22 protein-coding genes and 1 tRNA gene are annotated in these 23,457 nt (G+C 70.6%); 14 read left to right on the plus strand and 9 right to left on the minus strand.

Annotated elements, in window-relative coordinates; all coding sequences use genetic code 11:
• The first annotated feature begins 96 nt into the window (after window positions 1-96).
• Both dapA and WFQ05_RS00510 read left to right on the plus strand, forming a co-directional pair.
• On the plus strand, window positions 97-1,005 hold the full coding sequence (gene dapA, locus WFQ05_RS00505) for a 4-hydroxy-tetrahydrodipicolinate synthase (RefSeq protein ID WP_337052194.1): 909 nt from the start codon (window positions 97-99) through the stop codon (window positions 1,003-1,005).
• Between the two features lie 22 nt (window positions 1,006-1,027).
• Complete coding sequence (locus tag WFQ05_RS00510) at window positions 1,028-1,549, plus strand: hypothetical protein (RefSeq protein WP_337052195.1); 522 nt, start codon at window positions 1,028-1,030, stop codon at window positions 1,547-1,549.
• A 92-nt stretch (window positions 1,550-1,641) separates the two neighbouring features.
• Here WFQ05_RS00510 and fdxA read toward each other — a convergent pair whose 3' ends face one another.
• Together fdxA and WFQ05_RS00520 are read right to left on the minus strand one after the other, a co-directional pair.
• Entirely contained in the window at window positions 1,642-1,965 is a 324-nt protein-coding gene (gene fdxA, locus WFQ05_RS00515; RefSeq protein WP_130518949.1) for a ferredoxin FdxA, read from the minus strand.
• A 137-nt stretch (window positions 1,966-2,102) separates the two neighbouring features.
• Window positions 2,103-2,177: transfer RNA gene (locus tag WFQ05_RS00520), tRNA-Glu, on the minus strand.
• 56 nt (window positions 2,178-2,233) lie between these two features.
• Here WFQ05_RS00520 and pcnB point away from each other — a divergent pair.
• From pcnB to pgi, 6 genes are all read left to right on the plus strand, one after another.
• Complete coding sequence (gene pcnB / locus WFQ05_RS00525) at window positions 2,234-3,607, plus strand: polynucleotide adenylyltransferase PcnB (RefSeq protein WP_235871729.1); 1,374 nt, start codon at window positions 2,234-2,236, stop codon at window positions 3,605-3,607.
• Window positions 3,604-4,095, plus strand: coding sequence for a 2-amino-4-hydroxy-6-hydroxymethyldihydropteridine diphosphokinase (gene folK, locus WFQ05_RS00530; RefSeq protein ID WP_337052196.1), 492 nt, complete (start codon window positions 3,604-3,606; stop codon window positions 4,093-4,095). The genes pcnB and folK overlap by 4 nt, the downstream gene beginning before the upstream one ends.
• Window positions 4,096-4,112: 17 nt before the next feature.
• Window positions 4,113-4,925, plus strand: coding sequence for a 3-methyl-2-oxobutanoate hydroxymethyltransferase (gene panB, locus WFQ05_RS00535; protein ID WP_131660811.1), 813 nt, complete (start codon window positions 4,113-4,115; stop codon window positions 4,923-4,925).
• A gap of 44 nt (window positions 4,926-4,969) precedes the next feature.
• Window positions 4,970-5,812, plus strand: a complete 843-nt coding sequence (panC, locus tag WFQ05_RS00540) for a pantoate--beta-alanine ligase (protein WP_337052197.1) — start codon at window positions 4,970-4,972, stop codon at window positions 5,810-5,812.
• An 80-nt stretch (window positions 5,813-5,892) separates the two neighbouring features.
• Window positions 5,893-6,273: an aspartate 1-decarboxylase gene (gene panD, locus WFQ05_RS00545; RefSeq protein WP_130518939.1), complete on the plus strand. Its 381-nt coding sequence runs from the start codon at window positions 5,893-5,895 to the stop codon at window positions 6,271-6,273.
• Window positions 6,273-7,775, plus strand: a complete 1,503-nt coding sequence (pgi, locus tag WFQ05_RS00550; RefSeq protein WP_337052199.1) for a glucose-6-phosphate isomerase — start codon at window positions 6,273-6,275, stop codon at window positions 7,773-7,775. The genes panD and pgi overlap by 1 nt, the downstream gene beginning before the upstream one ends.
• 161 nt (window positions 7,776-7,936) lie before the next feature.
• Here the strand turns inward: pgi and queG are convergent, their stop codons facing one another.
• Window positions 7,937-9,007 carry a tRNA epoxyqueuosine(34) reductase QueG gene (queG, locus tag WFQ05_RS00555; RefSeq protein WP_337052200.1) on the minus strand — a complete coding sequence of 357 codons (1,071 nt, stop codon included), beginning with the start codon at window positions 9,005-9,007 and terminating at the stop codon, window positions 7,937-7,939.
• A gap of 25 nt (window positions 9,008-9,032) precedes the next feature.
• Between queG and WFQ05_RS00560 the strand changes: the two genes are divergently transcribed.
• The 6 genes from WFQ05_RS00560 (at window position 9,033) to WFQ05_RS00585 (ending at window position 16,480) form a co-directional block, all read left to right on the plus strand.
• A complete protein-coding gene (locus WFQ05_RS00560; protein ID WP_337052201.1) occupies window positions 9,033-10,520 on the plus strand; it encodes an NAD(P)H-hydrate dehydratase in 1,488 nt (495 codons plus the stop codon).
• Window positions 10,517-10,975, plus strand: coding sequence for a tRNA (adenosine(37)-N6)-threonylcarbamoyltransferase complex ATPase subunit type 1 TsaE (gene tsaE / locus WFQ05_RS00565; RefSeq protein WP_337052731.1), 459 nt, complete (start codon window positions 10,517-10,519; stop codon window positions 10,973-10,975). Before WFQ05_RS00560 ends, tsaE begins: the two co-directional genes overlap by 4 nt.
• Before the next feature lie 112 nt (window positions 10,976-11,087).
• A complete protein-coding gene (locus WFQ05_RS00570; RefSeq protein ID WP_337052202.1) occupies window positions 11,088-12,653 on the plus strand; it encodes an N-acetylmuramoyl-L-alanine amidase in 1,566 nt (521 codons plus the stop codon).
• Between the two features lie 124 nt (window positions 12,654-12,777).
• Entirely contained in the window at window positions 12,778-14,613 is a 1,836-nt protein-coding gene (mutL, locus tag WFQ05_RS00575) for a DNA mismatch repair endonuclease MutL (RefSeq protein ID WP_337052203.1), read from the plus strand.
• Window positions 14,614-14,621: 8 nt separating this feature from the next.
• Entirely contained in the window at window positions 14,622-15,572 is a 951-nt protein-coding gene (locus tag WFQ05_RS00580; protein ID WP_337052204.1) for a DUF1684 domain-containing protein, read from the plus strand.
• Window positions 15,572-16,480: a TraB/GumN family protein gene (locus WFQ05_RS00585; RefSeq protein ID WP_130522191.1), complete on the plus strand. Its 909-nt coding sequence runs from the start codon at window positions 15,572-15,574 to the stop codon at window positions 16,478-16,480. The genes WFQ05_RS00580 and WFQ05_RS00585 overlap by 1 nt, the downstream gene beginning before the upstream one ends.
• Before the next feature lie 29 nt (window positions 16,481-16,509).
• Here WFQ05_RS00585 and rnfB read toward each other — a convergent pair whose 3' ends face one another.
• The 6 genes from rnfB to WFQ05_RS00615 form a co-directional block, all read right to left on the minus strand.
• Entirely contained in the window at window positions 16,510-16,929 is a 420-nt protein-coding gene (rnfB, locus tag WFQ05_RS00590) for an Rnf electron transport complex subunit RnfB (RefSeq protein ID WP_130522192.1), read from the minus strand.
• A gap of 37 nt (window positions 16,930-16,966) precedes the next feature.
• The gene (locus WFQ05_RS00595; RefSeq protein WP_131660802.1) at window positions 16,967-17,557 is read right to left on the minus strand and encodes an HAD-IB family hydrolase; all 591 of its coding nucleotides are present in this window, start codon (window positions 17,555-17,557) and stop codon (window positions 16,967-16,969) included.
• A 21-nt stretch (window positions 17,558-17,578) separates the two neighbouring features.
• The gene (locus WFQ05_RS00600) at window positions 17,579-18,826 is read right to left on the minus strand and encodes an arsenic transporter (RefSeq protein WP_337052205.1); all 1,248 of its coding nucleotides are present in this window, start codon (window positions 18,824-18,826) and stop codon (window positions 17,579-17,581) included.
• Window positions 18,823-20,061, minus strand: coding sequence for an MFS transporter (locus tag WFQ05_RS00605; RefSeq protein WP_337052206.1), 1,239 nt, complete (start codon window positions 20,059-20,061; stop codon window positions 18,823-18,825). The genes WFQ05_RS00600 and WFQ05_RS00605 overlap by 4 nt, the downstream gene beginning before the upstream one ends.
• Window positions 20,062-20,144: 83 nt before the next feature.
• A complete protein-coding gene (metG, locus tag WFQ05_RS00610; protein WP_337052207.1) occupies window positions 20,145-22,223 on the minus strand; it encodes a methionine--tRNA ligase in 2,079 nt (692 codons plus the stop codon).
• Window positions 22,224-22,720: 497 nt separating this feature from the next.
• Window positions 22,721-23,161: a DUF2147 domain-containing protein gene (locus WFQ05_RS00615; RefSeq protein WP_337052208.1), complete on the minus strand. Its 441-nt coding sequence runs from the start codon at window positions 23,159-23,161 to the stop codon at window positions 22,721-22,723.
• Between the last annotated feature and the right edge of the window lie 296 nt (window positions 23,162-23,457).

Raw genomic sequence — 23,457 nt, forward strand, 5'->3', positions numbered from 1 at the left:
GCGCGGCCAGCATACTTGCCCGTCCTTTCGCGCCGCAAGTAACATCGCTGCCCGTGCGCGGCGTTCCGTGCGTATCACTCCCTACAGGCGAAGCGCTTGTTCCTTTCCGGTTGTATCACCGCCCTGGCCACGCCGTTTTCCGGCGCCGGCGACCTCGATCTGGATGCCTGGCGCGCGCTGCTTTCCCAGCAGCTGCGCGGCGGCGTGCAGGGCGTGGTGGTGGCGGGCTCGACCGGCGAGGCGGCCACGCTGTCCGAAGATGAATACGCCCAGCTGATCCGCGCGGCGGTCGAGCAGATCGGCGATCAGGTCCCGGTCCTGGCCGGCACCGGCCAGTCCGGCACCGCCAGAACCATCGCCCAGACCCGCCTGGCGGCCGCGGCCGGCGCGCACGCCGCGCTGGTGGTGACCCCGCCGTATGTGCGCCCGACCCAGGCCGGCCTGGTCGCCCATTACCGCGCGGTGGCCGAGCAGGGCGGGCTGCCGGTGGTGCTCTACAACGTCCCCGGCCGCACTGGCTGCGACCTGTTGCCCGAGACCGTGGCCGAGCTGGCCGCTCACCCGGGCATCATCGGCATCAAGGAGGCGGTGGCCGACCCGACGCGCATGCAGGCACTGCTGCCGCTGCGCACCGAGGCGTTCGCCGTCCTCGGCGGCGACGACGCCAGCGCCTGCCGCGCGCTGCTGGCCGGCGCCGACGGGCTGATCTCGGTCGGCGCCAACGCGCTGCCCGGCGCCTATCGCCGCCTGTGCGATCTGGCGCGCGCCGGCGACGCCGCCCGGGCCGACGCCTGGGACGCGCAACTGGCAGAATTCCATGCCTTCTTCGGCATCGAGTCCAATCCGATCCCGGTCAAGGCGCTGCTGCAGCGCGCCGGCATCGGCCAGGGCCTGCGCCTGCCGCTGCTGCCGCTGTCGGCCGCCCACACCGGGTTGGCCGATCGTCTGGCCGCACGGCGGGCCGTGCTCGAAGAACAATCCAGCCGCGAACCGCTCGCGGCCTGAATCAACAACGGAGAGTCATTCAATGCGTGTTTCCCGTCTTTCGCGTGTGGTCGTGCCGGTGGTGCTGGCGATGTCGATCGCCGGCCTGTCCGGCTGCAAGTGGTTCCACAAGGGGCCCAAGGGCGACTACGCGCTGAGCGAGCAGGCCCGCCCGCTGGAGGTCCCGCCGGACCTCAACCTGCCCAACACCGCCGGCGCCATGCAGGTGCCGACCGTGGCCAGCGGCAGCGCCGAGGGCCGTGGCCAGCAGGCCGCCCCGGCGGCCAGCAACACCTCCGGCTTCAACGTCCCCGGCAAGCGCGACGAGGTGTTCGCCAAGGTCGGCGACGCGCTGGGCACGGTCGATGGCCTGACCATCGCCAGCCGCGCGCAGCTGCTGGGCAGCTTCGATGTGACCTACCAGGGCGCCAGCTTCCTGGTGCGCGTGGCCGAGACCAGCTCGGGCGTGTACGTCTCGGCGGTGGATCCGCGCGGCCTGCCGGCCAACGGCCCGGAGGCCACGCGCCTGATGGCCGAGCTGAAGAACAAGCTGGGCGGCACCTGATCCTCGGGTCCATGCGGTCCACGAAAAAGGCGCCTTGCGGCGCCTTTTTTGTTGGCTGGGTCGCGCCGGGCCTGGACGGCAGCGCGGCGTCCTCAGCGCTGCAGCAGCGGCAGCTTGTCCGGCTTGCCTTCCCAGTCGCCCGCGTCGGGCAGCGGCTCCTTGCGCACGGTGATCACCGGCCAGGCCTTGGCCAGCTCGGCGTTGAGCGCCACGAAGCCTTCCTGCCCGGCCGGCACGTCGTCCTCGGGGTAGATGGCGTTGATCGGGCATTCCGGCTCGCACAGCGTGCAGTCGATGCACTCGTCCGGGTCGATCACTAGGAAGTTGGGGCCTTCATGGAAACAGTCCACCGGGCACACCTCCACGCAGTCGGTGTACTTGCACTTGATGCAGTTCTCGGTGACGACGAAGGGCATGGGCGTTTCCGGTATGACGTACGAGGAAGGCTGCGCATTCTATAGGAATGCGCTTCCATCCCCGCCTGCACGCCAGGGCGGCACAAACGAAAAGACCCGGCATCGGCCGGGTCTGATCGGGTCTCGCATTGCCACGGTGGCGCTCCCTAGGGGACTCGAACCCCTGTTTTAGCCTTGAGAGGGCCACGTCCTAACCACTAGACGAAGGGAGCGTTTTGGCCGTGACGGCTTGAGCTGGTTAGTATATTCGCAGCTTGGGCTCCCGGCAATCGGGTCAGCCGCCACATCAACGGACGCCGCAATCATCACCTCCGAACTTCAGCCCACCGTCATCCCGCGCGAAGCACACACCATCTCGCGCCGGGACATCAGCCCCAACGCTTTGCGCGTGCTCTACCGCCTGCGTGATGCGGGTTTTTCGGCCTATCTGGTCGGCGGCGCCGTGCGCGACCTGCTGGTCGGACATCACCCGAAGGACTTCGACGTGGCCACCGACGCCACGCCCGAGCAGGTCAAGCAGCAGTTCCGCAACTGCCGCCTGATCGGCCGCCGCTTCCGGCTGGCGCACGTGGTCTTCGGCCGCGAGATCATCGAGGTCGCCACCTTCCGCGCCAACAGCGACGACGGCAGCGGCGACCGCGAGCTGCACGAGGACGGCCGCCTGCTGCGCGACAACGTCTATGGCACCATCGAGGACGACGCGGTCCGCCGCGACTTCACCGCCAACGCGCTGTACTACGCCATCGAGGACTTCTCGGTGCGCGACTACTGCGGCGGCTTCGAGGACGTGCAGGCGCGCCGGCTGAGGCTGATCGGCGATCCGGAGCAGCGCTATCGCGAGGACCCGGTGCGCATGCTGCGCGCGGTGCGCCTGGCGGCCAAGCTGGGCTTCACCATCGACGGGCCGACCGCCGCGCCGATCCCCGAGCTGGCCCCGCTGCTGGCCGAGGCCGCGCCGGCGCGGCTGTTCGAGGAAGTGCTCAAGCTGTTCCTGTCCGGCCATGCCGTGGCCAGCTTCGAGGGCCTGGAGCGCACCGGCCTTTTGACCGTGCTGCTGCCCGAGAGCGCGGCGGCGCTGAAGTCCAACCGCAGCGGCGCGCTGCGCGCCATGGTGCTCGAAGGCCTGGCAGGCACCGATGCGCGCGTGGCGGCCGATGAGCCGGTCTCGCCGGCCTTCCTGTTCGCCCTGCTGCTGTGGCCGGCCTACTGCCGCGCCCTGATCGGCCTGCAGGCGCAGGGCACGCATCCGGAAGAGGCCGCGCGTCGCGCCGCCGACCGGGTCACCCTGCACCAGCTGACCACCATCGCGCTGCCGCGTCGATTCTCCCTGCCGATGCAGGAGATCTGGCTGCTGCAGTCGCGCTTCTCCCAGCGCCAGCGCAAGCGCGTGGTGCGCCTGCTGAGCCATCCGCGCTTCCGCGCGGCGTTCGACTTCCTGGTGCTGCGCCAGTCGGCCTCGCCCGAGCACGCCGCCGATGTCGCCTTCTGGACCCAGGCCCAGACCCAGTCCAACGAGGAACTGTCGGCCAGCCTGGGCCTGGAGCCGGCCATCGACAGCTATACCGACGAGGACGCGCCGCCGTCCAAGCGTCGCCGTCGCCGGCGTCGGCGCAGCGGCGCGGCCGGCGCCAGCGGGGAATGACCGCCCCGGTCACCGCCTGCATCGGCCTGGGTGCCAACCTGGGCGATGCGGCGGGCACGCTGCGCGCGGCCTTCGCGGCGATCGGCGCGCTGCCGGAGACCGTGCTGGTGGCGGCCTCGCCGCTGTACGTGACGCCGGCCTGGGGCGTGGAAGACCAGCCGGACTTCGTCAACGCTGCCGCGCGCGTGACCACCACGCTGCCGGCGCCGGCCCTGCTGGCGGCGCTGCTGGAGATCGAGCGCCGCTTCGGCCGCGACCGCAGCCGCGAACAGCGCTGGGGCCCGCGCACGCTGGACCTGGATCTGCTGCTCTATGGCGACGCGGTGATCGATGTGCCTGGTCTGCAGGTGCCGCATCCGCGCCTGCACGAGCGCGCCTTCGCCCTGGTGCCGCTGGCCGATGTGGCCCCGGAGCTGCGCATCGCCGGCCACGGCAGCGTGCGGGAAGCAGCTTTCCGCATCGACCGTGGCGCTATCGCGGCGTTATGAGTGGATAATGATCGGCTATGAGTACGCATGCCGACAGCAAGCCCTGGACCGTTCCCGCCCTGCGCCAGGCCAAGCAGGCCGGGCAGAAGCTGGTGATGCTGACCTGCTACGACTACGGTTTCGCCCGCACGCTCGACGCGGCGGGCGTGGACCTGGTGCTGATTGGCGACTCGCTGGGCATGGTGGTGCAGGGGCATGACTCGACCCTGCCGGTGACCGTGGAGGACATGGTCTACCACACGCGCATCGTCGCCCGCGGGCTGCAGCGCGCGCTGCTGGTGTCCGATTTGTCCTTCCAGTCCGACGCCACGCCAGAGCGCGCGCTCGAGGCGGCGACGCGCCTGCTGCAGGCCGGCGCGGAGATGGTCAAGCTGGAGGGCGCCGGCCACAAGCTGGAGGTCATCGCCTTCCTGAGCGAGCGCGATATCCCCGTGTGCTCGCACCTGGGGCTGACGCCGCAGTCGGTGCTGTCCTTCGGCGGCTACAAGGTGCAGGGGCGCGAGGACGCCGCGGCCGAGAAGCTGCTGGCCGACGCCATCGCGGTGGCCCAGGCCGGCGCCAGCCTGCTGGTGCTCGAATGCGTGCCCTCCACGCTGGCCGCGCGCATCACCGCGGCGGTGGACATCCCGACCATCGGCATCGGCGCCGGCGCGCAGTGCGACGGCCAGGTGCTGGTGCTGCACGACCTGCTGGGCCTGGAGATGGGCCACCGCCGGCCGAAGTTCGTCAAGGACTTCCTGGAGCAGGGCGGCTCGATCGCCGGCGCGGTGCGCGCCTATGCCGACGCCGTGCGCGAAGGCCAATTTCCCGATGCCGCCCATGCGTACTGACGCACGTCTGACCCCATCGACTCCGACGCGCGGGTAGGGCGCACATGATCGAAACCATCACTGAACTCGACGCACTGCGCGCACGCGTGGCCGGCTGGAAGCGCCAGGGCCTGAAGGTGGGCTTCGTGCCGACCATGGGCAACCTGCACGCCGGACACTATTCGCTGGTGATGCTGGCGCGCCAGTACGCCGACCGCGTGGTGTCCAGCGTGTTCGTCAACCCGACCCAGTTCGGCCCCAACGAGGACTACACGCGCTATCCGCGCACGCCCGATGCGGACACCACCGGGCTGGAAGGCGCTGGCTGCGACGTGCTGTGGCTGCCCACGGTCGAGTCGATGTATCCGTTCGGCATCGAGCTGGCCGCCAAGGTTCACGTGCCCGGCGTCAGCGGGGTGCTGGAAGGCGAGTGCCGGCCCGGCCACTTCGACGGCGTGTGCACGGTGGTCAGCCGCCTGTTCAACCAGGTCACCCCGGACCTGGCCGCCTTCGGCAAGAAGGACTACCAGCAGCTGGCGGTGATCCGGCAGATGGTCACCGACCTGGCCTTCCCGGTGGAGATCCTGGGCGGCAGCATCGTGCGCGAGGCCGACGGCCTGGCGATGAGCTCGCGCAACCAGTACCTCTCCGACGAGCAGCGCCCCATCGCGGCCGAGATCCGCCGCACCCTGCTGCAGATGCGCGACGACCTGACCGCCGGCGCCCCGCGCGCCCAGGTCGAACAGGCCGCCGCGACGCGCCTGGCGCAGGTCGGCTACGTGGTGGACTACACCGTGGTGCGCCGCCCGGACCTGTCCGAGCCGGTCGACGGCGAGACGGGCCCCAAGGTGGCGCTGATCGCCGCCCGCCTGGGTACCACCCGGCTGATCGACAACCTGGAATTCTGAAAGTCGCGCAGGTTGGCCGATCGGACACGCCGTGCGCTGCTAGACTCGCCGGCCTGCTTTCCTGTCGCTGTCCTACGCCGATGCACCTGAGCCTGCTCAAGACCAAGATCCACCGCGCCACCGTCACCCATTCCGAGCTGAACTACGAAGGCTCGATCGCCATCGACGGCGACCTGCTCGACGCCAGCGGCATCCGCGAGTTCGAGCAGGTGCACATCTGGGACGTCACCAACGGTGCGCGCTTCAGCACCTATGCCCTGCGCGCCGACGAAGGCAGCGGCATCATCTCGCTCAATGGCGGCGCCGCGCGCCATGTGCAGGTGGGCGACATCATCATCATCGCCGCCTTTGCGAGCATGTCCGAAGCCGAGGCCGACGCGTTCAAGCCCACGCTGATCTACGTGGACGGGCAGAACCGCATCACCCACACCAACCAATCGATTCCCAAGCAGGCCGCCTGATGACGAACTTCGACGCGTTGCAGTCCCACGCCAACCGCCTGCGCGGCACCCGCGCGCCGGCCTTGCTGGAACAGGATCCTGCCCGCGCGTCGGAGCTGGCGCTGCGGGTCGGGCCGGTGTACGCCAGCTTCGCCCGCCAGGGCTACGACCGCCAGGCGCTGGACGCGCTGCATGCGCTGGCCTCGGACCTCGATCTCAAGGCGGCCTACCAGCGCCTGTTCCGCGGCGAGATCGTCAACCCGACCGAGGGCCGCTCGGCCCTGCACACCGCGCTGCGCAGCAACCTGACCGACGCCAAGGTCGCCCAGGACGCCTATGCCGAGGCGGCCGGCGTGCGCGAGCGCATGGGCAAGCTGGTGGCCGAGCTGGAGGCCAGCGAGGTCACTGACATCGTCAGCGTCGGCATCGGCGGCTCGGACCTGGGGCCGCGCCACGTCTCCGATGCGCTGCGCCCGCTGCAGCCGAAGTTGCGCGTGCACTTCCTGTCCAACGTCGACGGCGCCGCGGCGCAGCGCGTGCTGGCCGGCCTGAACCCGGCGACCACCGCCGCGATCCTGATCTCCAAGACCTTCGGCACCCAGGAGACGCTGCTCAACGGCAAGATCCTGGCCGACTGGCTGGGCGGCAGCGAGCGCCTGTACGCGGTCAGCGCCAATCCCGAGCGCGCCGCCAAGACCTTCGACATCCCCGATGCGCGCGTGCTGCCGATGTGGGACTGGGTGGGCGGGCGGTACTCGCTATGGTCGGCGGTGGGCTTCCCGATCGCCCTGGCGATCGGCTTCGACAACTTCTGCGCGCTGCTCGACGGTGCCGCGCTGATGGACCAGCACGTGCTGGAGACCCCGGCCGAGTCCAACCTGGCCATCCGCCACGCGCTGACCGCCATCTGGAACCGCAACGTGCTCGGCCACGCCGCGCACGGCGTGATGACCTACGACCAGCGCCTGGCGCTGCTGCCCAACTATCTGCAGCAGCTGGTGATGGAGAGCCTGGGCAAGTCGGTGCGCATCAACGGCACGCCGGTGGACTGCGAGACCGTGCCGGTGTGGTGGGGCGGGGCGGGCACCGATGTGCAGCACAGCTTCTTCCAGGCGCTGCACCAGGGCACGCAGATCGTGCCGCTGGATTTCGTCGGCACCATCCACAACGACGACCCCTACGCCGAGAACCACATCGCGCTGCTGTCCAATCTGCTGGCGCAGTCCGAGGCGCTGGCCAACGGCCAGTCCAGCGACGACCCGCACCGCAGTTACGCCGGCGGCCGGCCGAGCACGATGATCCTGCTCGACGCGCTCACCCCGCAGTCGCTGGGCGCGCTGATCGCCATGTACGAGCACAGCGTGTACGCGCAGTCGCTGGCCTGGGGCATCAACGCCTTCGACCAGTTCGGCGTCGAGCTGGGCAAGCAGCTGGCCAACGGCCTGCTGCCGGCGCTCAAGGGCCAGGCCCAGGCCGACGATCCGGTCACCCAGGCGCTGCTGGAGCAGATCCGCACGCGCTGAAAAGCTAAGGTGGGTTTTTGCGCATATGTAGAGCGGAGCTTGCTCCGCTGAGGCTTTACATGTGCGCTGTCCGAAGAGCAGCGGAGCGAGCTCCGCTCTACACAATGCGGCTTGTTCGAAGAGCAGCGGAGCAAGCTCCGCTCTACCGGCTTCCGACGCCTTCAGGCGCCGTGCTGCGCCAAGGCCCAGCCGACATGCTCGCGCACCAGCGCGGAAGGCGCGTCGCGGCGCGAGGCCAGGGCGTCGAGGATCTCCGGCGTGGTCGGCGCATTGCCTAACGCCACGGCGATGTTGCGCAGCCAGCGCTCGTAGCCGCTGCGGCGGATCGCCGAGCCCTCGGTGCGGCGCAGGAATTCGTCCTCGTCCCAGGCGAACAGCTGCGGCAGCGTGGCCGTATCCAGGTCGTTGCGCGCACGGAAGTCCGGCTCGTCGGTGCGCTTGGCGAACTTGTTCCAGGGGCAGACCAGCTGGCAGTCGTCGCAGCCGAAGATGCGGTTGCCGATTGGCTTGCGTAGTTCGATCGGAATCGCGCCGTCGTGCTCGATGGTCAGATAGGCGATGCAGCGCCGCGCATCGAGCCGGTGCGGGGCGACGATGGCCTGGGTGGGGCAGACCTCGATGCAGCGCACGCAGGTGCCGCAGTGCGCGCTGGCCGGTGCGTCGATGGGCAGCGGGATGTCGACATAGATCTCGCCGAGGAAGAACCACGAGCCGCCCTGCTTGTCGATCAGACAGGTGTGCTTGCCGATCCAGCCCAGCCCGGCGTTGCGCGCCAGCGCGCGCTCGAGCACCGGTGCCGAATCGACGAAGACGCGATGGCCGAACGCGCCCACTTCCTCCTGCAGCTTCAGCGCCAGCTTCTGCAGGCGGTTGCGCATGAGCTTGTGGTAGTCGCGCCCCAGTGCGTAGCGCGCCACATAGGCGCGCGTGCCATCGCCCAGCGTGGTCCACGCGTCGTCGCTGTCGTTGCGCCCGTAGTCCAGGCCGACCGAGATCACGCGCAGGGTGCCGGGAATCAGCTCGGCGGGCCGCGCGCGCAGCTGGCCGTGCCGCGCCATCCAGTCCATCGAGCCGTACAGGCCTTCGGCCAGCCAGCTGCGCAGGTGGTCTTCGTCCTGGCCCAGCTCGATGCCGGCGATGCCGCAGCGCTGGAAACCGGCCGCGCGCGCCAGCGCACGGATCCGCGCGGCCAGCGCGTGCGGATCGGGCGATGTCGCAGACGAAGCAGTCATGGACGCAAGTATAGAATCGCGCGCCATGACGGCCCTTCTCCCCTTGTTCGGCACCGCCGCGGCACGTGCCCTGGACCAGCAAGCCAGCGCGCGCCTGGCAGGCGGCGCGTTCGCACTGATGCAGCAGGCGGGGCAGGGCGCGTGGCGGGTGCTGGAACGCGACTGGCCCCGCGCCGAGCGCATCACGGTGGTGTGCGGGCCGGGCAACAACGGCGGCGACGGCTACGTGCTGGCCCTGTGCGCGCTGCGCGCGCGACGGCAGGTGGTGGTGCTGCATCTGGAAGACCACACGCCGCGCACCGACTTGGCCCAGCGCGCATGTACCGATTACATCGCCGCCGGTGGACAGGTGGCCCTGTTCCCCGAGCAGTTCCCGCCGGCCGACGTGGTGGTCGATGCGCTGTTCGGCATCGGCCTGGCGCGCGCGCCGGAAGGCCAGGCGCAGGCGCTGATCGAGGCGATCAATGCGCAGCCGGCGCCGGTGTTCGCGCTCGATGTGCCCAGCGGCATCGATACGGGGCAGGGGACCGCGCCGGGCGCGGCGGTGCGCGCGCGGCGCACGCTGCAGTTCATCGTGCGCCACCACGGCCTGCACACCGGCGCCGGGCTCGAACATGCCGGCGAACTGCTGCTCGATCCGCTCGAGGTCCCTGACGAATTGCTGCGCATGACCGCCCCCAAGGCGCAACTGCTGCAGGCCGAGCATCTGGCGACCTGGCTCAAGCCGCGCCGCCTGGACACGCACAAGGGCGAGAACGGCCGCGTGCTGTGCATCGGCGGCGATCTGGGCCACGGCGGTTCGATCATGATGACCACCGAGGCCGCGCTGCGCAGCGGTGCGGGCCTGGTCACGGTGGCCACGCGCCAGGCGCATGTCGGCGCGCTGCTGACGCGGCGCCCGGAGGCGATGGTGCACGCGGTGGAATCCGGCAGCGATCTGCAGCCGCTGCTCGAGGCGGCCGACGTCATCGCCATCGGCCCCGGGCTGGGCCAGGGCGGCTGGGGCCGCGCGCTGCTGCGGCTGGCGCTGGAAGCCGGCAAGCCGCTGGTGCTCGACGCCGACGCGCTCAATCTGATCGCACAGCAGCCGCGCGCGCTGGGCGACGCCATCCTGACCCCGCATCCGGGCGAAGCCGGGCGCCTGCTCGGGCGTTCGACCGCCGAGATCCAGGCCGACCGGTTCGGCGCGGCGGCCGAGCTGGCGGCACGCTGGCAGGCCACGGTCGTGCTCAAGGGCGCGGGCACGCTGATCGCGCAGGACGGCCAGTTGCCGCGCGTGATCACCACCGGCAATCCGGGCATGGCCACCGGTGGCATGGGCGATGTGCTCACCGGCGTGATCGCCGGGCTGCGCGGGCAACGGCTGGATGCGTTCGCCGCGGCCAGCGCGGGTGCGCTGCTGCACGGGCTGGCCGGCGATGCGGCGGCCGCGCGCCGCGGCCAGCGCGGCCTGCTGGCCAGCGATCTGTTCGACTGCCTGCCGACGCTGGCCAATCCGCAGGTGGCCGGCTGATGCGGCTGCACCTGGCGCAGGTCGAGGACACCGCGCGGTTGGGTAGCGCGCTGGCGTCCACCAGGCCGCTTCAGGCGGCCGTGCATCTGCATGGCGACCTGGGCGCCGGCAAGTCCACCCTGGCGCGCGCGCTGCTGCGCGGGCTGGGCGTGACCGGTTCGGTGCGCAGCCCCACCTACACGCTGATCGAGCGTTACCCCGTCGACGGCGGCGAGGCCTGGCACCTGGACCTGTATCGGCTGGGCGATGCCGGCGAGCTGGATTTCCTCGGCCTGGACGAGGCCGTGGCCACGCTGTGGCTGATCGAATGGCCGGAAAAGGGCCGCGGCGGGCTGCCGCGCGCGGACCTGGAGATCTTCCTGGAGATCTCGGGCCAGGGCCGGGACGCGCGCCTGGTAGCGGGGACCGAGACCGGGCAGGCCTGGCTGGCCCGTCTGGCGGAAATCGTCAGTTAGGGGCGACTTATGCCGGGCGAGGCGAGAAAGTTTCGGCAGGTCACGGATTATTAAGGGAAAAGGGGTTGCCTTTACGCTTGGGCAGTGCTTGAATCGCCGCATGCCGAAGGGGATGACCGCATTTGCGATCGCATGGGGGGGCGCCGCGCTTCTGGCCAGCGTCATGCCTGTTGCCCATGCCGGCGAAGTGCGCGCCATCGACCTGGTCAACGGCCCGACCGGCACCCGCGCCGAGATCCAGCTGCAGGGCGCGGGCAGCTACAAGACCATTTCCCTGACCAATCCCAACCGCCTGGTCGTCGACCTGCCGGCCTCCACCGCGCTGAAATCCCTCAAGCTGCCCGCGCCCAGTGGCGTGGTCACCGCCGTGCGCACCGGGCAGCCGGTGCCGGGGACGTTCCGCGTGGTGTTCGACCTGGCCGGGCCGATCACGGCCGTCAATCCGCACATGGAAGGCGCCGGCGCGCTGTCGCGGCTGGTGATCGAGTGGCCCGGCGACGGCCCGGCGACCGCCAGTGCTCCCGCGCCCACGCCCAGCGCGACGGCGGCCGCCGTGCCGGCCAGCGTCGCCGCCGCGCAGGCCACCTCCGCGCTGGTCGCCCAGGCCACGCGCCCGATGCCCGCCACCCCGGCGCCCGTCGTCCAGGCGCCCGTGACCACGCCCGCCCCGTCGGCGCCTTCGCCGCAGCAGCAGGCGCCCGTCACGCCGGCGTCCAGCACGCTGTCGCCGGCGGCGATCCTGGCCGGCCAGCCCGTGCCCGGCGTCGTGGTGCCCACGCCGGCCGCGACGAACGTGCCGGAGACCATCGCGCCCGGCGTGACCATCGCCACCGGTCGCCCCGCGCCGGTCGAACCCAAGTCCGTCGTCGCCGACGCCCCGGCCACGGTGCTGCCGCAGCCCAAGCTGGCCATGCGCGCCGGCATGCGTCCGCTGGTGATCGCCATCGATGCTGGCCACGGCGGCCAGGACTCCGGCGCTATCGGCCCGACCGGCAAGTATGAGAAGAACGTCACCCTGGCCATCGCCCGCCAGCTGGCCAGGCAGATCGACGCCACGCCGGGCCTGAAGTCCTACCTGACCCGCGACGGCGATTACTTCATCCCGCTCAACCAGCGCGCGGTCAAGGCGCGCGCGGCGCATGCGGACATGTTCATTTCCATCCACGCCGACGCCGCCGAGAACCGCAGCGCCAGCGGCTCGTCGGTCTATGTGCTCTCGCTCAAGGGCGCGACCTCGCAGCGCGCGCGCTGGCTGGCCGACAAGGAAAACGCCTCAGACCTGATCGGCGGCGTCAAGCTGCAGACCGTGGACAGTACGCTCGGCTCGGTCCTGATCGACCTGGCCCAGAGCGGCCACATGAAGGCCTCCGAGAACGCCGCCGGCCACGTGCTGGCCGGGCTGAAGGACGTGGGCAACGCGCACAAGGCCACGCTGGAAAAGGCCAACTTCGCCGTGCTGCGCACCTCGGACATGCCGGCGATGCTGGTGGAGACCGCCTTCATCTCCAACTACACCGAAGAGAAGCAGCTGACCGATCCGGCCTTCCAGGCCCAGATCGCCGGCGCGATCCTGCAGGGCGTGGAGACCTATTTCAGCCGCGAGCCGCCGCCGGGCACGCTGTTCGCCGCGCGCGCGCAGGCCGCTGCGGGCGGCAGTTCGGGCGGCGGGGCGCCTTGAGCCGGGAGTGAGTGGGGCGCAGTGAGGCGTGGGCAAAGCAAGCGCGGCTCGGTGATTTAGACTGACCGCGGATTTGCTTCTGCCTTTCCGCACTCCTCACTTCTTTCGCGCTCATTCCTCGCCCGTGCCCATTCGCCAGCTTCCTGACACCCTGATCAACCAGATCGCCGCCGGCGAGGTGGTCGAACGGCCTGCCTCGGTCGTCAAGGAACTGGTCGAGAACGCGCTGGACGCCGGCGCGCAGCGGGTGGACATCGACCTGGAGGAGGGCGGCATCCGCCTGATCCGCATCCGCGACGACGGCGGTGGCATCGCGCCGGAGGAGCTGCCGCTGGCCGTCTCGCGCCATGCCACCAGCAAGATCGCCTCGCTGGACGATCTGGAGACCGTGGCCACGCTCGGTTTCCGCGGCGAGGCGCTGCCCTCGATCGCCTCGGTCAGCCGCTTCAGCCTCAGCTCGCGGCGCGCGCACGATGCGCACGGCGCCTGCCTGCAGGTGGACGGCGGGCGCGTGGGCGAGGTCACGCCGCGCCAGCATGCGCAGGGCACCACGGTCGAGGTGCGCGAGCTGTTCTACAACGTGCCGGCGCGGCGCAAGTTCCTGCGCGCCGAGCGTACCGAGTTGGGTCACATCGAGGAGTGGCTGCGTTCGCTGGCGCTGGCGCGCCCGGACGTGGAGCTGCGCGTGTCGCACAACGGCCGGCCGTCGCGCCGCTACAAGGGCGGCGGTCAGCTGGAGCCCAGCCTGCGCCTGCACGAGACGCTGGGCGAGGAATTCGCCCGGCACGCGCTGCGCATCGATCACAGCGGCGCCGGCCTGCGCCTGCACGGCTGGATCGCGCAGCCGGCGTATTCGCGCGCCAGCGCCGACCAGCAATACCTCTACGTCAACGGCCGCGCCGTGCGCGACCGCAACATCGCCCATGCGGTGAAGCTCGCCTACCAGGACGTGATGTATCACGGCCGCCAGCCGGCCTACGTGCTGTTCCTGGAGCTGGATCCGGCGCGGGTGGACGTCAACGTGCATCCGGCCAAGCACGAGGTGCGCTTCCGCGAATCGCGGATGATCCATGACTTCGTCTTCCGCACCCTGCAGGAGGCGCTGGCCGGCACGCGCGCGGGCGTGGCCGCCGACGGTGCCGGCGAGATGGCCGCCGTGCCGATGCCGATGGCGCAGGCCGCCTACGGCGCCCCCGGGCTGGCAGCGGGGCAGGTGCCGCAGCACCTGCAGTGGACCGGCGCGCAGCAGTCGCCGCTGGGGCTGCGCGTGGCCGATGCGCCGGGGGCCTATGCGGCGCTGTACAGCAGCCCGTCGATCCGCAGTCCGCAGCCAAGCCCGGCCATGCCGCTGCCCGCCAACGACGCGCAGGATGTCATTCCTCCGCTGGGCTATGCCATCGCCCAGCTGCACGGCATCTACATCCTGGCCGAGAACGCCGACGGCCTGATCGTGGTGGACATGCACGCCGCGCACGAGCGCATCGGCTATGAGCGCCTGAAGACCGCGCACGACGGCATCGGCCTGACCGCCCAGCCGCTGCTGGTGCCGATGACGCTGGCGGTGGCCGAGCGCGAGGCCGACGTGGCCGAGCGCGAGGCCGCCACCCTGACCGAGCTGGGATTCGATGTGACCCGCAGCGGCCCGCAGAGCCTGAGCGTGCGCAGCGTGCCGGCCCTGCTGGCCCATGCCGAACCCGGCGCGCTGCTGCGCGACGTGCTGGCCGACCTGCGCGAACACGGCCAGAGCCGGCGCGTGGCCGCCGCGCGCGACGAGCTGCTGTCGACCATGGCCTGCCACGGCGCGGTCCGCGCCAACCGCCGGCTCACGATCCCGGAAATGAACGCTCTGCTGCGCGACATGGAGATCACCGAGCGCTCGGGGCAGTGCAACCACGGACGCCCGACCTGGGCGCATTTCAATCTGGCCGAGATCGACAAATGGTTCCTGCGCGGGCGTTGAGGCAGTCGATGGGCAAGACCGGGGCGTTTTTCGGGTGTCTGGCGCTGGCGTCGCTGCTGACGGCCTGCAGCGACCGCGCGGGGGCGCCGCAGGCCGGTCCGGCGGTGACCTCGGACACCACCTTCCTCGCCGACAACGCGATCTGGCGCACCGAGCGCCGTCAGGCGCTGCTGGCGCCCGACGGCTGGACCAGCCTGGTCGGGCTGCACTGGCTCACGCTCAAGGCGCATTACATCGGCCGCAGCGAGGCCAGCGGCATCAAGCTGGAAGTCGGTCCGCCCAAGCTGGGCCTGGTCCAGGTGGACGGCGACAAGGTGTTCTTCACCCCCGAGCGTGGCGTGGCGGTGACCGCCGACGGCCAGCCGCTGAAAGGGCGCATCCGCCTGGTCGACGACCAGTCCGGGCCGGCGACGGTGATCGGCTTCGACGACGGCGCCGACCGGATGACCCTGATCCACCGTGGCCCGCGTTACGGTCTGCGCTTCAAGAGCGCCAACGCGCCGGCGCGCGTGGGCTTCACCGAGCTCGAGTACTGGACGCCCGATCCGGCCTGGCGCATCGAGGGCAGGTTCGTGCCGGGTCCGGCCGGCGCCACGCTGACCTATGCCGACATGGTCGGCAACACCATCGCCGCGCCCAGCCCGGGCAAGGTGGAGTTCGAACGCGACGGCAAGCGCTACGCGCTCACCGCGATGGAAGGCGACAACGGCGGGCTGTTCCTGGTGCTGGCCGACCGCACCAGCGGGCATGGCTCGTATCCGGCCGGCCGCTTCATCGACACCGACGCGCCCGACGCGCAGGGCCGCGTGGTGGTGGACTTCAACCGCGCCTACAATCCGCCCTGCGTGTTCACCGTCTATGCGACCTGTCCGCTGCCGCCGGCGGAGAACCGGCTGGATCTGCTGGTCGATGCTGGCGAGAAGATGTACACCGGGCCGGTCGGCGGCGGCACGCACTGATGTCGGCGCTGCGCCGCCTCCTGCTGGCCGCGCTGCTGCTGGTCGTGGCCGCACCGGCCTGGGCCGCGCCGCCCGTGCCGCTGCTGTGGAAGGTCAGCAAGGGCGAGCACACGCTTTACCTGCTGGGCTCGTTCCATCTGCTCACAGCGCAGGACTATCCGCTCTCGCCGGACGTCGATGCGGCCTTCGCCGATGCCGAGCAAGTGGTGCTGGAACTCTCCGGCGATGAGCTGCAATCGCCGGCGCTGGGTCAGGCGATGCTGGCCGCCGCGCAGCTGCCCGCCGGGCAGACCCTGCAGCAGCGCATCGATGCCAAGACCTGGGCGAAGCTGCAGGCCTATGCGCGGGCGCACAACCTGCCTATCGACCTGTTCGCGCATCTGGAACCGTGGCTGGTGGCGACCACCCTCAGCGTGCAGGAAATGACCGCGCAGGGACTGGACCCGCAGCTGGGCCTGGACCTGCACTTCATCCAGCTGGCCCGCCAGGCCGGCAAGCCGGTCAGCGGGCTGGAGCGCGGGCAGGATCAGGTCGCCATGCTCGATGGCATGAGCGCCGAGGAGCAGCGCCAGTACCTGGCCGAGACCCTCGACGATGCCGGTGCCACCGGCGAGCGCGAAGCCCAGCGCCTGCATGCCGCCTGGCGCGCCGGCGACGTGCAGACGCTGCGCGACGGACTGGCCGCGGACATGAAGCGCGAGTACCCCGCGCTGTACCAGCGCATCAACGTGGCGCGCAACGACGCCTGGCTGCCCAAGCTCGAGGCGCGTCTGCAGGGCCCGGGCGGAGACGACACGCTGGTGGTGGTCGGCGCGCTGCACCTGCTCGGGCCCGACGGCGTGGTCGAGAAACTGCGCGCCAAGGGCTATGCGGTGGAGCGCGTCTGCAGCGCGTGCGCCGCGCACTGAGGCAGCCCTGACGGGTTAGGCGTGCGGCTTTAAGCCGCCGGCTCCATCACGATGCAGTCCACCGGACACGGCGGCACGCACAGCGCGCAGCCGGTGCACAGGTCCTCCAGCACGGTATGCATGAACTTGGCTCCGCCGACGATTGCATCGACCGGACAGGCCTGGATGCACTTGGTGCAGCCGATGCAGTCGGCCTCGACGATCAGCGCCACGCGCGGCGGCAGATGCGCACCGCGGCTGCGATCGAACGGCTGCGCCGGCACGCCCAGCACCTGCGCCAGTGCCCGCGCACCTGCATCGCCGCCGGGTGGGCAGCGCTCGACCCCGGCCTCGCCGCGCGCCATCGCCTGCGCGTAGGGGCGACAGCCGTCGAACCCGCACTGCCCGCACTGGGTCTGCGGCAGCAGGCGGTCGAGGCGTTCGATGAGGGAAGGGGAAAGATCGGTCATGCGTGGCGGTTGGGCTGCGCGGGGGTGTGCGGATCGGTCAGGAGCAGGGCCGGCCGCGGTACCAGCGTGCGTGGGCCAGGGCGAGCATCGGCTTGTCTTCGCCGCTGTCGCCGTAGGCGTGGATGCGTTCGAAGCTGGCCATATCGTACTCGGCCGTGATGCGCGCCACCTTGTGCCGGCCCACGTCGCGCCCGGCATAGCGGCCGGTGCAGCGGCCGTCGACGTGCTCGAGCGCATTGCAGATCAGCGCCACGCCCTGGGCCTGGCACCACGGGCGCAGGTAAGCATCGAGCGAGGCGGAGACCACGACCACGGTATGCCCACGCGCCAGGTGCTGGTCGAAGCGCTGATACATGTCCGCCCGCAGCACGCCGGGCAGGACGTCGCGCGCGTAGTGTTCGCCGGCTGCCAGCACCTCGTCATGCGGCCGTCCTTCGAACGCGATCCGGGTCACGCGCGCCCGCAGCGCGCCGGCCGACACCAGCCGCGCTCGGTATGCCAGCAGCCACGGCGCGATGTTCCAGCGCGCCCGCGCCAACTGCTCGGGCGTGGCGATGCGGCGCAGGAACCCGGCATAGGTGTCCCGCGTGGTCAGCGTGTGGTCGAAGTCGAACAGCGCCAGCTGCATCGGATGGCCCGGTCGTCGCCTTCAGCCCAGCGCCAGCCGCAGCGCGATCGCCGCGGCCAGGGCGGGCAGGGTCACCACCAGGCCCAGGCGCAGGAACTGGAAGAAGCCGACGTGCTCGCCCTCGCGGCGCAGGATCGACAGCCACAGCAGCGTCGCCAGCGAACCGCTGACGGCGATGTTGGGCCCCAGGTCCACCCCGATCAGCGCGGCATCGCGCACCACTTCCGGTGGCGCGGCCTGGGCCAGCGTGGCGCTGGTCAGCAGCCCCACCGGCAGGTTGTTGGCGACGTTGCCCGCCACCGTCGTGGCGGCGGCCACCACCCAGGTGGCCTGAACCGTGCCGGCCTGCAGCTGGTCGCGCAGCAGGCCTGCCAGGGTCGCGACCAGGCCGGTCTGGCGCAGCGCCTCGACCAGCACGAACAGCCCGGCCACCAGCGGCAGCACGCCCCAGTTCACGCCGGCCAGCACCGGCCACGGCGCGCTGCGTCCGCGCAGCGAGACGGCCAGCACGGCCAGCGCCGCCATCACCGCCGTCGGCCAGCCCAGCGACCAGTCCTGCCACGAGGCCAGCATCAGCACCAGCGCGGTCGCGGCCAGGGCGAACAGCGTCAGCCGGGCATGGGCGTTGATCGGCGTCATCGGCACTTCGGCGGACACCGCGCCGGCCAGCGCGCGTCGCTGGCTCCAGGCCAGCACCGCATAGGTCAGCAAGATGGCTGCCAGCGACGGCAGCCCGAACCGCGCCAGCCACTGCGGCAAGGGCGGCATATGCGTGCCGAACATCACCAGGTTGGCCGGGTTGGAGATCGGCAGCACGAAGCTGGCCGCATTGGCGACGAAGGCGCAGGCAAACAGCAGCGGCAGCATCGGCGCGCGCGCCTTGCGCGCCACCGCGATCACCGCCGGGGTCAGCACCACGGCGGTGGCATCGTTGGACAGGAAGGTGGTCACCACCACGCCGGTGGCGAACACTAGCGCGAACAGGCGCCGCCCCGAGCCGCGCGCATGCTGCGCGGCCAGCTGTGCGACCCAGTCGAACAGGCCTTCGCGGCGCGCCAGCTCGGACAGCAGCAGCATGCCGGCCAGGAACAGATACACGTCCAGGCCTTCGCCCACTGCATGGCCCACGCCCGCCCAGGGCAGGGCGCCGGACAGCGCCACGACCAGCGCGCCGGCCACGGCGTAGACCCATTCGGGCAGGCGCCCCGGGCGCGTCACCACGCACACCACTGTCGCCGCGGTCGTGGCCCACACCAGCCAGGGCGTCATGCGATCGCGTCTCGCACAGCGGCCCGCCGGCCGTGCAGCAGCCAGGGGACCAGGGACAGCACGGCCACGCTGCCGAGTGCGAGGAATGCGATGCGATAGCTCCAGTGCTGCGCGATCCAGCCGCCCAGCGCCGGGCTGAGCGAGGCGCCCACGCCCTGCAACGTCATCACCAGGCCCTGCGCGGCGTTGGTGCGCCCGGTGCCGTGCATCAGGCTGGCGACCGTGGCCGGCACCGCCACGCTCTGCAGGCCGGCGCCGATGCCGTCCAGCGCCTGCACCGGCAGCACGCCCCAGAGCGAGCCCAGCGTGCCGGCCGCGACCAGTCCACGCAGCGGCAGGGCGACAAAGGTCAACAGCAACACCCACCAATGCCCATAGCGTGGCAGCAGCCGCATCGCCGCCAGCGCGGCCAGCACCATCACCAGCTGCGCGATGATCACCGTGGCGGCGGTGAACACCGCCGGATTGGCCGCATGCGTGGCCACCGCCGCCTGGCCGTACAGCGGCAGCATGGCGGCATTGCCCAGGTGGAAGAACAGCAGCGCCATGCCCAGCAACAGCAGCGGACGCTGCCGCAGCAGATCGCGCCAGCGCACCGCCTGCGCGGGCGGCGCCGTGTCGCTGCCCGGCTCGCTGCCGCGCGCGGCCTGGTGGTCGATCTGGCGCGGGTCGATCCGCCACAGGCTGGCGGTGGCCAGCAGGGCAAAGCCGCCCAGCAGCGCGAACACCGCCACCAGCCCGAACTTCCAGCCCAGATAGCCGGCCGCGGCGGCCGCCACGACGTTGCCGGCATGATTCGCCACCTGGTTGCGCGCCATCTGCCGCTCGAACCCGGCCTGCCGCACCAGGCCCAGCGTCAGCCCGGTCAGCGCCGGGCCGATGATCGCTCCGCACAGGCCGCTGGCCACCTGCGAGGCGACCACCACGGGGAAGGCGTGCGAGGCCAGCACCAGGCAACTGCTCGCCACCGTGAGCAGGCAGGCGAGCGCCACGACCGCGCGCTTGCGCCGGGTCGCGTCCACCAGCGCACCGGCCGGGACGGTGCCGAGCAGGCCGGCGATGCCGCCGGCGGTCATCGCCAGACCGATGGCGCCGGCCTGCCAGCCGAGCGACTGCAGTTGGACGCCCAGGAACGGGCCAAGCCCGTCCTGCACATCGGCGACGAAGAAGTTCAGCCCGGTCAGGGCGCGTCGGGAGCGCGGGCTGGCGTCGGGAGTCGGAGGCGCTGGGGACATGGACGCGGGGCGCGATGTGCTCGGCCGACTGTACGCGGTTCGCGCCCGGCCGAGATGTGAAGGAACGTGCCGCAGTGTGGCGGTCAGCGCACCGGCATGCCGGGCTGCGCGCCCGCGTCGGCATCCAGCAGCGCCAGCGCGCCGCCGTCGAAGCCGGCCGACAGGATCATTCCCTCGCTGACGCCGAAGCGCATCTTGCGCGGCGCCAGGTTGGCGATGAACACCACGCTGCGGCCGACCAGCTGGTCCGGCTCGCCGTAGCTGGCGCGGATGCCGGAGAAGATCTGCCGGGTGCCCAGTTCGCCGGCATCGAGTTCGAAGCGCAGCAGCTTGTCCGAGCCTTCGACGAACGCGCAGGCGGTCACCTTGCCGATGCGCAGGTCGAGCTTGGCGAAGTCGTCGATGCTGATGAGGCCGGGATTGGGGAGTGGGGATTCGGGAGTCGTGGGCGCCTTCGTTTCGGTTTTGGCGGGCGCGGGCTTGGTCGCGGCGGGTGCGGCGGGTGCGGCGGCCAGGGTGTCCTTGGAGGCGTCGGTCATGGCGTCGATGCGCTTGGGGTCGATTCGGGTGAACAGTGGGGTGTAGGGCTGGATGACGTGCGCGGTCAGCGGCTGGGCCAGTTCCTCCCAGCCCAGCACCGGCGCGGACAGGAAGGCCTCGGCCTCGGCCGCGGTGCGCGGCAGCACCGGCTTGAGGCCGGCGGCCAGCACGCGGAACAGGTTCAGCCCCTGCGTGCAGACCGACTGCAGCTGGGCATCGGCGCCCTCCTGCTTGGCGATGACCCAGGGCTTGGTCTCGTCGACGTACTTGTTGGCTTCGTCGGCCAGCGCCATCACCTGACGGATCGCCGCGGCCGGGTCGTTGCGCTCGTAGGCCTCGCGCACCGGACCCAGCGCCTCGACGAAGCGCTGGTACTGCGCCGCGTCCGGCAGCGCATCGGCCAGCCGGCCCTCGAAGCGCTTGTTGATGAAGCCGGCGCAGCGGCTGGCCAGGTTGACGAACTTGCCGACCAGGTCCGCGTTGACCCGCGCGACGAAGTCGCCCAGGTTGAGGTCCAGGTCGTCCACGCCGCCGGAGGACTTGGCCGCGAAGTAGTAGCGCAGCGCCTCCGGCTCCAGGCCGACGTCCAGGTAGGTGCGCGCCATGATGAAGGTGCCGCGCGACTTGGACATCTTGGCGCCATCGACGGTCAGGTAGCCGTTGACGTGCAGGCGCGTGGGCGCGCGATGGCCGGTACCGTGCAGCACCGCCGGCCAGAACAGGCCGTGGAAGTTGACGATGTCCTTGCCGATGAAGTGGTGCAGCTCGGTCTGGGTGCCGGCGGCCAGGTGCGGCGCGAAGTCCTCGCCCAGGCGCGCACACAGGTTCTGGAAGCTGGACAGGTAGCCGATCGGCGCGTCCAGCCAGACGTAGAAGTACTTGCCCGGCTGGCCGGGGATCTGGAAGCCGAAGTAGGGCGCATCGCGCGAGATGTCCCACGCGCGCAGGCCGCCTTCGGCATCCAGCCATTCGCGCAGCTTGGCTTTGACGCCGGGCAGGGCGACATCGCCGGCCAGCCACTCGCGCAGGAAGCCGTCGAAGTGGCCGACCTCAAAGAAGAAATGCTCCGAGTCGCGCAGCTCCGGCGTGGCGCCGGAGATCACCGACTTGGGTTCCTTCAGGTCGGTCGGCGAGTACGTGGCGCCGCAGACCTCGCAGTTGTCGCCATACTGGTCCGGGCTGCCGCAGTTGGGGCAGATGCCCTTGATGTAGCGGTCCGGCAGGAACATGCCCTTGGCCGGGTCGTAGAACTGGGCGACGTTGCGCCGGCTGATGTGGCCGGCCTGTTCCAACGCCACGTAGAACTGCTCCGTCAGCGCGCGGTTGGCGTCGCTGTTGGTCGAGTCATAGTGGTCGAAGGCCACGCCGAAGGCGGCGAAGTCGCGCTCGTGGCTGGCCTGGATGTTGGCGATGAAGGCCTCGGGCGTGACCCCGGCCTTCTCGGCCGCCAGCATGATCGGCGTGCCATGGGTGTCGTCGGCGCAGACGTAGAATACGTTGTCGCCGCGCATGCGCCGCGCCCGCACCCAGATGTCGGCCTGGATGTAGCCCACCAGGTGGCCCAGGTGCAGGGGGCCGTTGGCGTAGGGCAGGGCGTTGGAGACGAGCGCGGTGCGGGTCATGGCGATGGCGGACCAGAGGGGTCGGCGATTATCGCATGGCCGTCCGGTTGGGCTTTGGACTCCTGGAAAGGGTCTTCTCCCGATCCAGGGAACGTGGTCTTGGGCGTTGTGGCTTCGGGTGGGCAGCGGTCCGGCGGGCGGTGTCCGCTTGTCCCTCGATCAGGGCATCCTGCCCTGATTCGGGCGCTCGGCTTTCTGCCTCGCTCGTCACGCTATTCGATTCCGGGTCGAACGAAGTTCTGATCCAACTGTCGAAGTGCCCAACTCGGCTGGGGCTACCGAGAGCGGCCCACGGGGCTGCAGCGACAAGCCAGTGATGGATGGCTGATTTACCCGAGAACCCGCACCGAGTGGATCGAGGCGAGCGCGCGACGTGTGCGCATCGATACGGCAGGCAAGTCGCTGACAGGCCCCGTCCCTGCATGCTGGAGAAGGGCCACAAAAAAAGCCCGGCGCGATGCCGGGCTGGTCGGGTGTTGGCGGAGGCGCGACTGGCGCTACTCGCGCAGCCAGGTCTGCGCGCGGCAGATGAAGGCGATGCAGCCGGAGACGTCGAGCTTCTTGCCGCCCGGCTGCAGCTCCATCTTGGACTTGTAGGTCTTGCCGTTGGCCGGATCGAGGATGGTGCCGCCGGCCCACTCGTTGGCGCCATCGGGCTTGAGGTCCCACAGGATGGTCATGCCCTTGATCGGCTTGTTCTTGCGCTCGCCCGAGCAGCCGTCGCAGACCGGGTTGGGGCCCTTGTCCGACTTGAGGATCTCCACGACCTTGCCGGTCAGGCTGCCGTTGGCCGCCTCGCTGATCTCGACGATGGATTTCACTTCGCCGGTGTTGTCGTCGATGGTCTTCCAGCGTCCCACCGCCCCGTCGGCCGCCATCGCGCTGGACGCGGCGCCGGCCAGCACGGCCAGGGACAACATCAGGATCGTCTTGTGCATCGCTCCCCTCCCAGGGATGTGGTCTTGCGCCCTTATACCGTACTGCGGCGTGTGGTGGGGGAGCCGGTCGCTCTTGGTCGTGATGTGTCGTGTGTGACAACAAAGTCATCCGATGGTCGTGTCGTCCGTGTGCGTAGGCAGGACAACGGGTCCGCAACCCCCGTTCATCACGCAGAAGCGAACTTTTACGCACTTGTAATTTTTGTCAGCTTGCGACAAATAAAACGCGAGTTAATCTCGGGTCAACCTTCCGTTAAGCCACTGATGGCGCCAAGTCGCGACGTGTACGACTCTGT

This window comes from Pseudoxanthomonas sp. USHLN014, assembly GCF_037153335.1.
GTDB classification, from domain to species: Bacteria; Pseudomonadota; Gammaproteobacteria; order Xanthomonadales; family Xanthomonadaceae; genus Pseudoxanthomonas_A; species Pseudoxanthomonas_A winnipegensis.

Excerpts from the sequence above, each read along its gene's own strand:
- pgi (WP_337052199.1), top strand. The coding sequence starts at position 6,273 with ATGACGAACTTCGACGCGTTGCAGTCCCACGCCAACCGCCTGCGCGGC.
- WFQ05_RS00615 (WP_337052208.1), bottom strand. The coding sequence starts at position 23,161 with ATGCACAAGACGATCCTGATGTTGTCCCTGGCCGTGCTGGCCGGCGCC.
- WFQ05_RS00600 (WP_337052205.1), bottom strand. The coding sequence starts at position 18,826 with ATGACGCCCTGGCTGGTGTGGGCCACGACCGCGGCGACAGTGGTGTGC.
- metG (WP_337052207.1), bottom strand. The coding sequence starts at position 22,223 with ATGACCCGCACCGCGCTCGTCTCCAACGCCCTGCCCTACGCCAACGGC.
- panD (WP_130518939.1), top strand. The coding sequence starts at position 5,893 with ATGCACCTGAGCCTGCTCAAGACCAAGATCCACCGCGCCACCGTCACC.
- WFQ05_RS00560 (WP_337052201.1), top strand. The coding sequence starts at position 9,033 with ATGACGGCCCTTCTCCCCTTGTTCGGCACCGCCGCGGCACGTGCCCTG.
- fdxA (WP_130518949.1), bottom strand. The coding sequence starts at position 1,965 with ATGCCCTTCGTCGTCACCGAGAACTGCATCAAGTGCAAGTACACCGAC.
- rnfB (WP_130522192.1), bottom strand. The coding sequence starts at position 16,929 with ATGACCGATCTTTCCCCTTCCCTCATCGAACGCCTCGACCGCCTGCTG.
- WFQ05_RS00510 (WP_337052195.1), top strand. The coding sequence starts at position 1,028 with ATGCGTGTTTCCCGTCTTTCGCGTGTGGTCGTGCCGGTGGTGCTGGCG.
- panB (WP_131660811.1), top strand. The coding sequence starts at position 4,113 with ATGAGTACGCATGCCGACAGCAAGCCCTGGACCGTTCCCGCCCTGCGC.
- WFQ05_RS00585 (WP_130522191.1), top strand. The coding sequence starts at position 15,572 with ATGTCGGCGCTGCGCCGCCTCCTGCTGGCCGCGCTGCTGCTGGTCGTG.
- WFQ05_RS00605 (WP_337052206.1), bottom strand. The coding sequence starts at position 20,061 with ATGTCCCCAGCGCCTCCGACTCCCGACGCCAGCCCGCGCTCCCGACGC.
- queG (WP_337052200.1), bottom strand. The coding sequence starts at position 9,007 with ATGACTGCTTCGTCTGCGACATCGCCCGATCCGCACGCGCTGGCCGCG.
- WFQ05_RS00595 (WP_131660802.1), bottom strand. The coding sequence starts at position 17,557 with ATGCAGCTGGCGCTGTTCGACTTCGACCACACGCTGACCACGCGGGAC.
- WFQ05_RS00580 (WP_337052204.1), top strand. The coding sequence starts at position 14,622 with ATGGGCAAGACCGGGGCGTTTTTCGGGTGTCTGGCGCTGGCGTCGCTG.
- panC (WP_337052197.1), top strand. The coding sequence starts at position 4,970 with ATGATCGAAACCATCACTGAACTCGACGCACTGCGCGCACGCGTGGCC.
- WFQ05_RS00570 (WP_337052202.1), top strand. The coding sequence starts at position 11,088 with ATGACCGCATTTGCGATCGCATGGGGGGGCGCCGCGCTTCTGGCCAGC.
- folK (WP_337052196.1), top strand. The coding sequence starts at position 3,604 with ATGACCGCCCCGGTCACCGCCTGCATCGGCCTGGGTGCCAACCTGGGC.